This window comes from Micromonospora sp. NPDC002411 (genome assembly GCF_053592955.1).
Genome location: NZ_JBSFBM010000220.1, coordinates 1 through 11,704, shown reverse-complemented (window position 1 = coordinate 11,704; position 11,704 = coordinate 1). Strand labels below are relative to the sequence as shown.

The 11,704-nt window shown below is 71.0% G+C and carries 13 protein-coding genes; 10 read left to right on the top strand and 3 right to left on the bottom strand.

Annotated elements, in window-relative coordinates; all coding sequences use genetic code 11:
• A partial coding sequence (locus tag ACWCO3_RS23540) for a hypothetical protein (protein ID WP_450012059.1) occupies positions 1-600 on the top strand: 600 nt, incomplete at its 5' end.
• An 84-nt stretch (positions 601-684) separates the two neighbouring features.
• Here ACWCO3_RS23540 and ACWCO3_RS23535 read toward each other — a convergent pair.
• Positions 685-1,788: an aldo/keto reductase gene (locus ACWCO3_RS23535; RefSeq protein ID WP_357937773.1), complete on the bottom strand. Its 1,104-nt coding sequence runs from the start codon at positions 1,786-1,788 to the stop codon at positions 685-687.
• Positions 1,789-1,928: 140 nt separating this feature from the next.
• Here ACWCO3_RS23535 and ACWCO3_RS23530 point away from each other — a divergent pair, with 140 nt between their 5' ends.
• The 8 genes from ACWCO3_RS23530 to ACWCO3_RS23495 all read left to right on the top strand — a co-directional run bounded on the left by ACWCO3_RS23530 (position 1,929) and on the right by ACWCO3_RS23495 (position 9,168).
• Complete coding sequence (locus ACWCO3_RS23530; RefSeq protein WP_450012058.1) at positions 1,929-2,558, top strand: TetR/AcrR family transcriptional regulator; 630 nt, start codon at positions 1,929-1,931, stop codon at positions 2,556-2,558.
• Complete coding sequence (locus ACWCO3_RS23525) at positions 2,555-3,295, top strand: alpha/beta fold hydrolase (RefSeq protein WP_450012056.1); 741 nt, start codon at positions 2,555-2,557, stop codon at positions 3,293-3,295. The genes ACWCO3_RS23530 and ACWCO3_RS23525 overlap by 4 nt, the downstream gene beginning before the upstream one ends.
• Before the next feature lie 14 nt (positions 3,296-3,309).
• Complete coding sequence (locus ACWCO3_RS23520; RefSeq protein ID WP_450012054.1) at positions 3,310-3,489, top strand: hypothetical protein; 180 nt, start codon at positions 3,310-3,312, stop codon at positions 3,487-3,489.
• A gap of 210 nt (positions 3,490-3,699) precedes the next feature.
• Positions 3,700-5,340, top strand: coding sequence for an ABC-F family ATP-binding cassette domain-containing protein (locus ACWCO3_RS23515; RefSeq protein WP_450012052.1), 1,641 nt, complete (start codon positions 3,700-3,702; stop codon positions 5,338-5,340).
• 192 nt (positions 5,341-5,532) lie between these two features.
• A complete protein-coding gene (locus tag ACWCO3_RS23510) occupies positions 5,533-6,636 on the top strand; it encodes a LacI family DNA-binding transcriptional regulator (protein WP_244311668.1) in 1,104 nt (367 codons plus the stop codon).
• Entirely contained in the window at positions 6,633-7,568 is a 936-nt protein-coding gene (locus tag ACWCO3_RS23505; RefSeq protein ID WP_145780518.1) for a carbohydrate ABC transporter permease, read from the top strand. The genes ACWCO3_RS23510 and ACWCO3_RS23505 overlap by 4 nt, the downstream gene beginning before the upstream one ends.
• Position 7,569: 1 nt before the next feature.
• Complete coding sequence (locus ACWCO3_RS23500) at positions 7,570-8,409, top strand: carbohydrate ABC transporter permease (protein WP_088989072.1); 840 nt, start codon at positions 7,570-7,572, stop codon at positions 8,407-8,409.
• A 135-nt stretch (positions 8,410-8,544) separates the two neighbouring features.
• On the top strand, positions 8,545-9,168 hold the full coding sequence (locus ACWCO3_RS23495) for a DUF998 domain-containing protein (RefSeq protein WP_450012049.1): 624 nt from the start codon (positions 8,545-8,547) through the stop codon (positions 9,166-9,168).
• A gap of 87 nt (positions 9,169-9,255) precedes the next feature.
• Here ACWCO3_RS23495 and ACWCO3_RS23490 read toward each other — a convergent pair whose 3' ends face one another.
• Both ACWCO3_RS23490 and ACWCO3_RS23485 read right to left on the bottom strand, forming a co-directional pair.
• The gene (locus ACWCO3_RS23490) at positions 9,256-10,302 is read right to left on the bottom strand and encodes a S1 family peptidase (protein WP_355024545.1); all 1,047 of its coding nucleotides are present in this window, start codon (positions 10,300-10,302) and stop codon (positions 9,256-9,258) included.
• Between the two features lie 281 nt (positions 10,303-10,583).
• Positions 10,584-11,060: a winged helix-turn-helix transcriptional regulator gene (locus ACWCO3_RS23485; protein ID WP_450012047.1), complete on the bottom strand. Its 477-nt coding sequence runs from the start codon at positions 11,058-11,060 to the stop codon at positions 10,584-10,586.
• Positions 11,061-11,115: 55 nt separating this feature from the next.
• Here ACWCO3_RS23485 and ACWCO3_RS23480 point away from each other — a divergent pair, with 55 nt between their 5' ends.
• Positions 11,116-11,622 (top strand): PaaI family thioesterase, encoded by a 507-nt coding sequence (locus ACWCO3_RS23480; RefSeq protein WP_145783836.1) that lies wholly within the window; start codon positions 11,116-11,118, stop codon positions 11,620-11,622.
• Positions 11,623-11,704 lie beyond the last annotated feature (82 nt).

Below are 11,704 nucleotides of genomic sequence, written 5' to 3'. Positions count from 1 at the left end.
GCCCACCACCGGGTCGAGGCCGAGGAGCTGACGACGTACGCCGCGCAGGCATGGGCGATCGCGGCGGCCCTGGGCGACGACGTGGGCGTCGTAGGGATCTCCGGCGGTGCCGTGCTCGCCACCTGGCTGGCTCAGGTGCCCGGCGCCGCCGTACGCCGCCTGCTGGTGTTGTCGCCGTTCTTCGGTCCGAATCCGCGACAGGCACCGACCTACGCGGTCAGACCCCTCATTCAGCTGTACGGGCGTCGCGTCCTCCGGGACCGGGTCACGTCGCGCGGGTACTCCCTCGCCGCCGTCACCCAGTACCTGGCGATCGCCCGCACCCTGCCGCGCCCGCCTCGACGCACCGGCCTGCGGAGCGTGGCGGTGGTGATCAGCCCGCTCGACGGCGTGGTGGACCTCGAAGCGGCAGTCGACGTGCCGCGCCGGATCGCCGACGCGAACGCGGTGCCGCTGCGGGTCTGCACCCTGCCCGAGGCGCTGGGCGTCGAACACAACACCCTCAACCTCGGCGCAGACGGGGACGAGTGGCGGCGGCGGTACGTCGCGCTCTACGAAAACGCGACGGCTCCGGCGACAGACGTGCCGCTCAGTCGGTGACGCCGTCGCCGGAGCGGTCGCGGTAGCGAGCGGTATACCTCAGAGGCATATTTATGACTCTGAGGTATACCGCTCAACAGCACGTCACTCGGCGGGCTGGGCGGCGGCGTTGAACACCGGCGGGGCGTAGCCGGCCGGCTTGTCGCCGATGCCGAGGCCGGGGCTCACCACCCAGGACTGGTACTGCGGCGTGAACATCACGTAGGGCACCCCGAGCTCCGGCGCGCTGGCCTCGTCGAGCCGGCGGCGGGCGTCGGCCGGGATCTCGAAGTCGAGCGCCTCGAAGTTGCTGCTGACCTGTTCGGCGCTGCTCGCCCCGATGATCACCGAGGCGACGGAGGGTTGGGTGGCGACCCAGTTGATCGCGACCTGGGCCATGCTGCGGCCCAGGTCGGCGGCGACGCTCTCCAGAGCCTCGATGACCTTCCACTCGCCGGCGCTGACCTGGCGACCTCCGGCGTCCGGGTTGGTCAACCGGCCGGTCCCGCTCAGGCCGGCGTCGCTGCGCCGGTACTTGCCGCTGAGCAGGCCGCTGGCGATCGGGCTCCACGCGGTGAGCCCCATGCCCATGGTCTGGGCCATCGCCGTGTACTCCGCCTCGATGCCCCGACTCACCAGGGAGTACGGCAGCTGCAGGTTGATCATCGGGGCTAGGCCGTGCGCCTCGGCGTAGCTCTGCGCCCGGGCCGCGTACCAGGCCGGTACGTCCGAGAGGCCGGCGTAGCGGATCTTGCCGGCGCGCACCAGGTCGTCGAGCGTGTGCACGACCTCCTCGATCGGGGTGATCCGGTCCCAGGTGTGCAGCAGGTACAGGTCGATGTAGTCGGTGCCGAGCCGGCTCAGCGACGCCTCCACTGCCCGCATGATGTGCTTGCGGCCGTTGCCGCTCGCGTTCGGGTCACTCGGGTCGACGGTGTTGGTGAACTTGCTGGTCAGCACGAGCCGTTCGCGGACGCCGGCCCGGTCGATCAGGCGGCCGAGGATCTTCTCGCTCTCCCCGGCGGTGTAGAAGTCCGCCGTGTCGATGAAGTTCCCGCCCGACTCCAGGTACTGGCGGAAGATCGGCTCCGACTCCTCCTCGGTCTTGCCGTACGCGGCGTGGAACCCGTCGACGCCGAAGTTCATGGTGCCCAGCGACAGCCGGCTGACCCGCAGACCGGACCGCCCGAGCAGGTAGTAGTGGTTCATCGTTGCGTCCTCCCGATCACGTGCCGGCCCCTGGCGGACCGCCTGCCAGACCTTTGCTCGCCAAAAATGGACCTGCAAGTCCAAACCTGGGGCTAGGGTTGGACCGGCAGTTGGGGGCGGATGCTGGTGACGGAGGTCTCATGACACGCGCGTTGACCCGCAAGGGCGAGGCGACCCGGGCGCGGATCGTCGCGGGCGCGGCCGCCGAGATCCGCGAGCGCGGCGTCGACGAGGTACGCCTCGAGGACGTGATGGCACACACCGGCACCAGCAAGGGTCAACTCTTCCACTACTTCCCGGACGGGAAGGAGGAACTGCTGCTCGCGGTGGCCCAGCACGAGGCCGACCAGGTGCTCGTCGACCAGGAGCCGATGCTCAGCAACCTGACGTCCTGGCCGGCCTGGACGGCGTGGCGCGACCGGCTCATCGAGCGCTACCTCGCCCAGGGTGTGAAGTGCCCGCTCAACGGTCTGCTCGGTCAGACCGGCCGGCGCGCGCCGGGAGCACAGGCGATCGTCACCGGGCTGATGTGGCGTTGGCAGGACAAGATCGCCGAAGGCGTGCGGCACATGCAGTCGACCGGCGACATCGCCCCCGAGGTGGACGCCAACCGCGCGGCGGCGGCGCTCCTGGCCGGCATCCAGGGCGGCGTACTGCTGCTGCTCTCCACCGGAAAGATCGACCACCTCGAGGCGGCCCTCGACCTCACCATCGACTCGTTGCGGGCAAGCCGCCGAGATGATCGGAACCCGGGAGAAGCGCGGCCATGAATGACGACGACGACCGACCACCATTGGTGCTGTTGCACGGCCTGACGTACGACAAGCGACAGTGGGGCCCGGTCCGCCGCGAACTCGCGGCGATCGATCCTGACCGGCAGGTCCTCACCCTCGACCTGCCCGGTCACGGCGACTCACCCCGGCGGGCGTCCTACCGGATGGTCGAGGTCGCCGAGGTCGTGCACGCCCGGGTGACCGAGGCGGGCCTCGCCACGCCGATCGTGGTGGGGCATTCCGTCGGCGCGGTGGTCGCCACGACCTACGCGGCGCGCTATCCGGTACGTGGCGTGGTGAACCTGGACCAGATCCTGCTGCCCGGCCCGTTCGGTGTGGCCGTACGCCAGGCCGAGCCGACGCTGCGCGGCCCGGAGTGGCGGCGGGTGTGGGACGCCCAGTTGGCCAGCATGGGCATCGATTCGTTGCCGGCCGAGGCGCGCGAGATCGTCGCCACCGCGACCGACCCCCGGCCGGACCTGCTGCTGGGCTACTGGGGCGAGATCCTGCACGGTTCCGACGAGGGCATCGCCGCCGAGCGGTCCCGCGACCTGCGGTCCATCGGCGAGCGGAAGATCCCCTACCGCTGGGTGACCTCGTCCGAGCCGCCGGCCCGCTACCTGGCCTGGCTGACCGAGGCCCTGCCGGAGGTCGCCGTCACAGTGCTGCCCGGCAGCCACTTCCCGCACCTGGCGGAACCGGCGACGATCGCCCGGCTCCTGGCGACCGGCTGAGAGGGGGACGGGAGGTGTCGGGGGGAACGACGACAGGGCTGTTGTGCGGCGGGTTCGTGCTCTTCGCCATGTTGCTGCTGACGATCATCGGCTTGCTGGGACGCCGCGCGCGGGCCGGCCGTCTGGCGGGCCGGTACACGTCGCGTCCGGGCAACTCGTCGGACAACAGCTCGTCGAGCATGGGTGGAGGCTGAGCGAGGGCCGGCGACCGCCGAGTTACCCTTGCGGCCGAATTGCGGAGATCGGAGCAGGCGTGGCAGGTGACGACGACATCTCCGGGTGAGAACCCGGACCGGCCGCCGACGGGCGCGTGATCGCGCCGCAGTCGCCGCGGCCTCCGTCGTCATGCCCTGCTCCCGCCGGGCCACCCGTGTGCGCCCGGATCTCCCATCCCCGAGGTCCCCATGTCTGTTCGACCAGCCCTCGTCGCCCATGAGCTGGTGCGCGTCCGCGGCACCCGTCGAGTGCTCGACGGCGTCTCCCTGACCGCCGCGCCCGGCCACCGGATCGGCCTGATCGGTGAGAACGGCACCGGCAAGACGACACTCCTGCGGGTCCTTGCCGGCGTCGACGAACCCGACGCCGGCACCGTCACCCGCCCGCCGGATGTCGGTTTCCTGCACCAGGAGATGCCCTTCACCCCGTCTGCGCCCATCGCCACGGTCCTCGATGACGCGCTCCGCGAAGCTCGATCGGACCTCGCCGAGCTGGACCGGATCGGCACCGCCCTCGCCGCTGCACCGGAGGGCGCCGAGGACCACGACCGGCTGCTGGCCGCGTACGGCGAGGTTCTGGAACGGGCGCAGGACCGCGACGCCTGGGATGCCGACCGGCGTGCCCAGGCCGTGCTCGACGGCCTCGGCCTCGGCGCGATTCCCCACGACCGCACGCTCGCCGCACTCTCCGGTGGGCAACGTGGCCGCCTCGCCCTCGCGGCGATGCTGATCCGCCGGCCGGGCGCACTGCTGCTCGACGAGCCCACCAACCACCTCGACGACGCGGCGGCCGCGTTCTGCGAGGACCAACTGCGGGCCATGCCCGGGGTGGTCGTCCTGGCCAGTCACGACCGCGCGTTCCTGGACGCGGTCTGCACCGACGTCGTCGACCTCGACCCGGCGGCCGACGGGCCGGTCCGGCACGGCGGCGGCTACACCGCCTACCTGACCGCCAAGCGGGCCGAGGCGCAACGCTGGCGCCGACGCTACGACGAGGAACAGGCGCAGCTCGCCGAACTGCGCGAGGCCGCCGCCGTGACCGGGCATCACGTCGCGCACGGGCGGGCTCCCCGCGACAGCGAGAAGATGGGGTACGGGCACACCGCCGGCCGGGTGCAGAATCAGATCTCCCGCCGGGTCCGGGATGCCGCCCGTCGCCTGGAGGTGTTGGAACGGCACCAGGTCGCCGCGCCACCGGAGCCGTTGCGCTTCCACCCGCCTGCGACTCCGCCTGCGTTCGCCGCTGGTGTCGGCGACGAGCCGATCGTCACGGTTCGGCTGTTGGAGGTCCCCGGTCGGCTGCGGGTGGACCACCTCGTCGTGACGGCAGGCGACCGACTGGTGGTCAGCGGTCCGAACGGTGCGGGAAAGTCGACTCTGCTCGCCGTCCTCGCCGGCCGGCTGCACGGCCGCGGAACCGTGCGACGACGGCCGGGTCTGCGCGTCGGGCTGCTCACCCAGGACACCGTCTTCGAGCGTCCACAGCGGACGCCCAGGAGCGTCTACGCCGCTGTCGTCGGACCGGAACGGGCCGAGGTGGTGCCGCTGTCGTCGCTCGGGTTGCTCGCGTCGGCGGATCTCGATCGGCCCGTCGCCGACCTGTCGGTGGGACAGCGTCGCCGGCTCGCTCTCGCCGTACTCGTGGCCGACCCGCCGGAGCTGCTTCTGCTGGACGAGCCCACCAACCACCTCTCGCCGACGCTCTGTGACGAGTTGGAGGAGGCCCTGAACGCCGGCCCGGGTGCTGTCGTCGTGGCGAGCCACGACCGACGACTCCGCGCCCGCTGGCCCGGCCGAGAACTGACAGTGACCCCAACCCCGCCTCGGTGATCAAGAGCTTTGCGTCATCCCGCCCGGCGTGTCGTGACGCAAACCTCTTGATCACCGGGAGCTGAGGGGCGCGGGGCAGGTTTGCTGGTCCGGGGGGTTGGAAACGTTTTCGTAACGGGGGGTTGACCTCTCCGCCATTCGCGGAGCAGACTCCCCGGAAACGTTTACAGCTATCGGGTGGAGGTGCCGGACGTGGGTCGTAAACGTTTACAGGAACCGGCTGACGGCCGGCCCACGGTGCACACCGTTGCCGCCCGCGCCGGCGTGTCCATCGCGTCCGCCTCGCGGGTGCTCAACGGCGTCGGCGGCAGCCCCGAGACGATCCGCAAGGTCCGCGAGGCGGCGGCCGAGGTGGGCTACGTGCCCAACGCGATCGCCCGTTCGTTGCAGTCCCAGCGCACCGGCCTGATCGCGCTCGCGGTCGAGGACATCGGCAACCCGGTGTACGTGGAGATGATGCGCGCCATCGAAGCGGTGGTCGCGTCCTCTGGGCGGCAGCTGCTGGTGCACGCCACCGGCGGGCGGATCGACAACGAGACCGCCCTGCTGCGGCGGCTGGCCAACCGCTACGTGGACGGGATGATCGTCTCGCCGATCCGGGTCACCGACGATCACCTGACCGCGCTGGTGGACAGCCCGGTGCCGGTGGTGGTCGTCGGACAGCTCGGCGCGGACGCCGCCGTGGACAACGTGCGTACCGACTCTCGGCAGGGTGTGGCGCTGGCCGTGGACCATCTCGTCGCCACCGGCCGGCGTCGAATCGGCTTCGTCAACGGTCCGCTCGACACCGTTCCCGGCGCCGCGCGCGACGCCGGATTCCGGGCCGCAGTGGCCCGACACGGCATCGCGCTCGACGAGGAACTGGTCGAGGTCGGCGACTTCCAGTACGCGGCCGGCCGGTCAGCCACCGAGCGGCTTCTCGCCCGCACCGACCCGGACGCGCTGGTGTGTGCCAACGACCTGATCGCTGTCGGTGCGCTGCACGCCCTGCTGGCCGCCGGTCGTCGGGTGCCGCAGGACGTCGCAGTGGTCGGCATGGACGACACCGAACTGGCCCGGATGATGTTCCCCCAGCTCTCCAGCGTCTCGCTCGGTTCGGCCGAGCGAGGTCGCCGCGCCGCCGAACTCCTCCTGCAACGCATCGCCGACGCGACCCTGCCGCCGCGCCGCGAGCAGGTGCCGCCGAGCCTCACCGTCCGCGCGTCCAGCGCAGCGACGCTGCCGGCACCCCGCTCCGCCGCACCGGACTCCCCACCGACCACCACCCACCCGTCCAGCGAAGGGGTGACCGCATGACCACCCTGACCGAACGGCCGGACGTCGAGCGGGCCGGACCGGCCCGCCGGCCGAACCGGTTCCGGTCCGACCGCACCACCATCTACCTCCTTCTCCTGCCGTCGCTGCTGCCGATCCTGGTGCTGTCGGTGTTTCCGCTGCTGCGCGGCATCTACCTCGGGTTCACCGACGCCCGGGCCGGGCGCAACGTCGAGGTCAGCTTCACCGGCCTCGCCAACTACCGGGAACTCCTGGGCGACGAACTCTTCTGGAACTCGTTCAAGATCGGCCTGCTCTGGGCGGTCGGGGTGACGGTCCTGCAGTTCCTGCTCGCCCTCGGGCTGGCCCTGCTGCTCAACCAGCAGTTGCGGTTCCGCGGCGTGGCCCGGGTGCTGGCCGTGGTGCCGTGGGCGATGCCTCCGGTCGTGGTCGGCATCCTCTGGAAGCTCGTCTACCACCCCGACGCCGGCCTGATCAACGAGTTCTTCCACCGCGTCGGCGCGGACGGGCTGCGGACCAACTGGCTCGGCGACTTCAGCACCGCGCTGCCTGCGGTGATCATCGTCGGGGTCTGGGCGGGCATGCCGCAGACCACTGTCGTCCTGCTCGCCGGTCTACAGGGCGTGGGTCGTGAGCTGCACGAGGCGGCGGCGGTGGACGGGGCGAGCACCTGGCACCGGTTCCGGCACGTCACGCTGCCCGCCCTGGCGCCGGTGATCGTGGCCATCACCTCGCTGGACTTCATCTGGAACTTCAACTCGTTCGGCCTGGTCTACGTGCTGACCGCCGGCGGGCCGGGCGGCAAGACGATGCTGCCGATGCTCTTCGCCTACGAGGAGGCGTTCCGCTACGGCAACTACGGCTACGCCGCCGCGCTCGGCAACGTGATGGTCGTCCTCATCATCGCGCTGCTCGCCGTCTATCTCCGTCGTCGGCTCAGGGAGGCGAACTGACATGTTCGGAAAACCGAGCCGCACCAGCCGGACGTTGCAGTACCTGGCGCTCGCCGGCTATCTGATCTTCCTTGGGTTCCCGCTGGTCTGGTTGCTCTCCACGGCGTTCAAGCCGCCGCGTGAGCTGGTCCGGCTGCACCCGACGTTGATCCCGGACAACCCGACACTGCAGAACTTCGTCCAGGCCTTCACCGAGCAGGAGCTGGGCCGGGCAGCGCTCAACAGCCTCCAGGTCTCGCTCGCCTCGGCGGTGCTGACCGTGCTGGTCGCCATGCCGGCGTCGTACGCGCTGGCCCGGTTCCGCTCCAAGCTCGGCACCGCCGCGCTGGGCTGGGTGCTGTTGTCCCAGCTCTTCCCGTTCGTGCTGCTGATCATCCCGATCTTCCTGGTGCTGCGGCAGGTCGGCCTGGCCAACACGCACGCCGGACTGGTGCTCATCTACGTGGTCTGGGCGCTGCCGTTCGCGCTGTGGATGTTGCAGGGCTTCGTCCGCAACATCCCCCGGGAGCTGGAGGAAGCCGCCTCGGTCGACGGGGCGAGCCGGGTGCAGGTCCTGCGGCGGGTGGTCTTCCCGCTGCTCGCCCCGGGCCTGGTCGCGACCGCGCTGTTCTCCTTCATCTCAGCCTGGAACGAGTTCTTCTTCGCGCTGGTGCTGATCAAGACCCCGGAGTTGGCCACCCTGCCGGTGGCGTTGGCCCGGTTCGTCGGCATCGAGGGCACCGCCCGACTGGGACCACTGGCCGCCGGTTCACTGCTCGCCACACTGCCCAGCCTGATCTTCTTCGCGTTCATGCAGCGCCGGCTCTCGTCCGGGTCGCTCGCCGGCGCGGTCAAGGGCTGAGGCGTCCCCCCAACCACCACCACCAAGGAGGTAACCCCCATGCTCCGTACCCGATTCCGTCGACTCGCGGCGGGCGCCGCGGTCGCGGTCGTCGGCCTGGGAACCGCGTTGGTGTCGCATCGCTACGATCGCCCGATGTCTGCCGTTCCCCGCTGGGCCCTGCTGTCAGCCGGTGGCGCACCAGTGTTCCTCGTCGGTGGCTGGACCCTGGCGCAGGCCGCCCAGTCCGACGGGTTCGACCCGGTGCGGCAGACCATCAGCGCGCTGGCCGCCACGGGCGCGGACCATCGCTGGATCATGACGCTGGGGCTGGCCGGCCTGGGCCTCTGTCACCTGGCGACCGCGCTCGGCCTGGTCAGCGCCGCACCGGCGGGCCGAGCGCTGCTCGCGCTGGGCGGGCTGGCGACCCTGATCCTTGTCGCGTTCCCGCAGCACCCGACCGGTGACTCGACGACCCACGCCGTGGCCGCCGGTGTGGCGTTCGGGGCGTTGGCCGTCTGGCCGGCCCTGGCGGTGCCGAGTCGCGCGAGGCCGTCCCTCGACGGGGAGCACCGCCCCGCTGCGGCTTTCGTACGCCGGCTGGCGCTCGCGGCGACGGTGGTCCTCCTCGCGCTGGTCGGCTGGTTCGCCGTCGAATTCTTCACCGACGGAGCCTGGATCGGGCTGACCGAGCGGCTGGCGGCGGCCGCCGAGGCGGGCGTACCGCTGGCCGCCGTGCTGCTCTCCCGGCGTCGACCGAAACCGTCCGGGCCCGGCTGAGCGTCGTCGTGTTCGGTGGGGTTCGGTGGCTGTCAAACGCGACGCGGGCCGCCGGAGTGTTCCGGCGGCCCGCTATCGGTGGTTCGATCAGAAGACGCTGACGCCGTAGCGGCTGAGCGCCTCGGTGACCGGCTGGAAGAAGGTCGTGCCGCCGGTGCGGCAGTTGCCGCTACCACCGGAGGTCAGGCCCAGGGCGGTGGTGTTGGCGAACAGCGAGCCGCCGCTGTCGCCCGGCTCGGCGCAGACGTTGGTGCGGATCAGACCGGAGACCGAACCCTCGGCGTAGTTCACCGTGGCGTTGGTCGCGGTCACCGAGCCGCTGCGCAGGCCGGTGGTGCTGCCGGAGCGCTGCACCGACTGGCCGACGGACGCGTTGCCGGCGCCGGTGATGTCGCGGAAGCTGCCGTTGTAGAGGGAGACGTTGCCGGCCGCGTTGGCCGAGTTGTTGTGCCGCACGATGCCGTAGTCGTTACCCGGGAAGCTGGTGCCGGTACGGCTGCCGAGCAGCGCGGTCTGGGCGGAGTTCGAGTACCAGCTGGCCGAGATGTTGGTGCAGTGCCCGGCCGTCAGGAACGAGTAGGTGCTGCCACTGCGCACGTTGAAGCCGAGCGAGCAGCGCCCGCCCCCGCCGGCGTAGATGGCCTGACCGCCGGAGATCCGGGTGCTCAGCACGCCGGCCTCGGCTTCGACCCGGACCGCGCCGTTGGCCCGCGCGGCGGCGGCCTTGACCCGCTCCAGCTTCGCCCCGGTGACGGTGCTGTCCACGGAGACGACGACCTGGTTGGTGACCGGGTCACTCCACCAGGCGGTGCCCGGGATCTTGGCGGAGCGCTCCAGGTCGGCGGTGGCCCGGTTGAGCTCGGCGGCACCGCGGGTGACGTAGCGGACGACGGCGCCGGCCTTGCTCGCCTTGCTGGCGGCGGCGGCGTCGGTCACCGTGACGACGGACTTGCCGCTGGCGTCGATGTACGAGCCGGCCGAGCGGTCACCGAGTGCCGCGGAGAGCGCGGCGGCGGCATCCGGCGAGGCTGCGGGAGCGGCCTGGGCGGGTGCGCCGATGAGCGCGCCGACGACCAGGGATCCGGACACGGCGACTGTGGCCGCGACGCGGAACGAGGACCTCGTGGGTCGCATGTAACAAACCTCCTGGGCGGGGGAGCGGGTCTCGTCGTGGGGGACGACGGACCCGAGGGCAACCCGGCCGATCTGCGAAAACCGGCCGGGTGAACTGAAGTATTCACATACTTAAGATCATTGACAAGGCTTGGATTCGCCCGAATTTGCCGATCTTGGTCGGCCATCTCAGCGCAACACCACTGACTCGCTGGTGAACAACCACCGTCACACCGATGTCGATTTTCGTGCGCACGATCATCGATGCCTGCCGGATGCGTGGGTAGCGTCGGCGGATCGCCTCAGGACGTACGGCGACGGGCCCCGGGGCCCGGGCGCGGCACGACGTCGCGCATCCGCTCCACGTCGTGCCCGTCGGCGCACCGCAACTCGACGCGTACCGGCGCGTCGCAGTCACGGTGCGCGACGGTGAGCGGTGGCCCCTCCGCATCCGCGAGGTGCCGGTCGCCCCATCCGAGCACGGCGACCAGCACCGGCCAGAGGTCCAGGCCCTTCTCCGTCAGCCGGTACTCGTGGCGCACGCGACTGCCCGGCTCCCGGTACGGCTCACGGCTCAGCACGCCCTGCTCAACGAGGTTGGCCAGGCGGTTGGTCAGCACCTGACGCGGAATGCCGGTACGCACCCGCATGTCGTCGAAGCGGCGCACGCCGGTGAACACCTCCCGGAGCACCACAAGGGTCCACCGCTCGCCGAGGATCTCCATCGCGCGGGCGATGGTGCAGTTCTCCACCGACCAGTCCAGTGCCGCGGGTCGCATCCACCCAGGCTAGGTCTCGTTGACAGACTCAGCAACCGGCTGCCAGGCTGCGTCCATGACGCAGACGCAGGAACCGGGGCGCAGCCGCACCTTCAGCTGGGCGGACCCGGCGGCCAACGCCGCCCAGGTCGGTCGACGCAGCGGCATCGACATGCTCCGCGCGATGATCGCCGGCGAACTGGCCGCGCCACCGGTGATGCACCTCCTCGACATGACCCGGATGCAGGCCGACGAGGGGCGGGTCAGCGTCGAGCTGACCCCGCAGGAGTTCCACTACAACCCGCTCGGCACCGTCCACGGTGGCGTGCTCTCGACCCTGCTGGACACCGCCGCCGGGTGTGCCGTGCACACCACCCTGCCGGCCGGCGTCGGCTACACGTCGCTGGACCTCAACGTGAAGTTCCTCCGCCCGGTCACTGTCGACAGCGGCACCCTGCGCTGCGAGGGCACGGTGCTGCAACGCGGCCGTCGCACGGCCCTGGCCGAGGCCCGCATCACCGACGCGAGCGACCGCCTGATAGCCCACGCCACCAGCACCTGCCTCCTCCTCCCCCAACCCTGACCCCCTCCCCCCGCGCCCTCTGCGTCGATCATGAAGTTGTTGCCCCGACACGCCGGCGCGAGTGGCAACAACTTCATGATCA

Coding starts and splice junctions, on each gene's coding strand:
- ACWCO3_RS23485 (WP_450012047.1), bottom strand. CDS start 11,060: ATGCGACCCGCGGCACTGGACTGGTCGGTGGAGAACTGCACCATCGCC.
- ACWCO3_RS23535 (WP_357937773.1), bottom strand. CDS start 1,788: ATGAACCACTACTACCTGCTCGGGCGGTCCGGTCTGCGGGTCAGCCGG.
- ACWCO3_RS23525 (WP_450012056.1), top strand. CDS start 2,555: ATGAATGACGACGACGACCGACCACCATTGGTGCTGTTGCACGGCCTG.
- ACWCO3_RS23530 (WP_450012058.1), top strand. CDS start 1,929: ATGACACGCGCGTTGACCCGCAAGGGCGAGGCGACCCGGGCGCGGATC.
- ACWCO3_RS23495 (WP_450012049.1), top strand. CDS start 8,545: ATGTCTGCCGTTCCCCGCTGGGCCCTGCTGTCAGCCGGTGGCGCACCA.
- ACWCO3_RS23500 (WP_088989072.1), top strand. CDS start 7,570: ATGTTCGGAAAACCGAGCCGCACCAGCCGGACGTTGCAGTACCTGGCG.
- ACWCO3_RS23480 (WP_145783836.1), top strand. CDS start 11,116: ATGACGCAGACGCAGGAACCGGGGCGCAGCCGCACCTTCAGCTGGGCG.
- ACWCO3_RS23505 (WP_145780518.1), top strand. CDS start 6,633: ATGACCACCCTGACCGAACGGCCGGACGTCGAGCGGGCCGGACCGGCC.
- ACWCO3_RS23490 (WP_355024545.1), bottom strand. CDS start 10,302: ATGCGACCCACGAGGTCCTCGTTCCGCGTCGCGGCCACAGTCGCCGTG.
- ACWCO3_RS23515 (WP_450012052.1), top strand. CDS start 3,700: ATGTCTGTTCGACCAGCCCTCGTCGCCCATGAGCTGGTGCGCGTCCGC.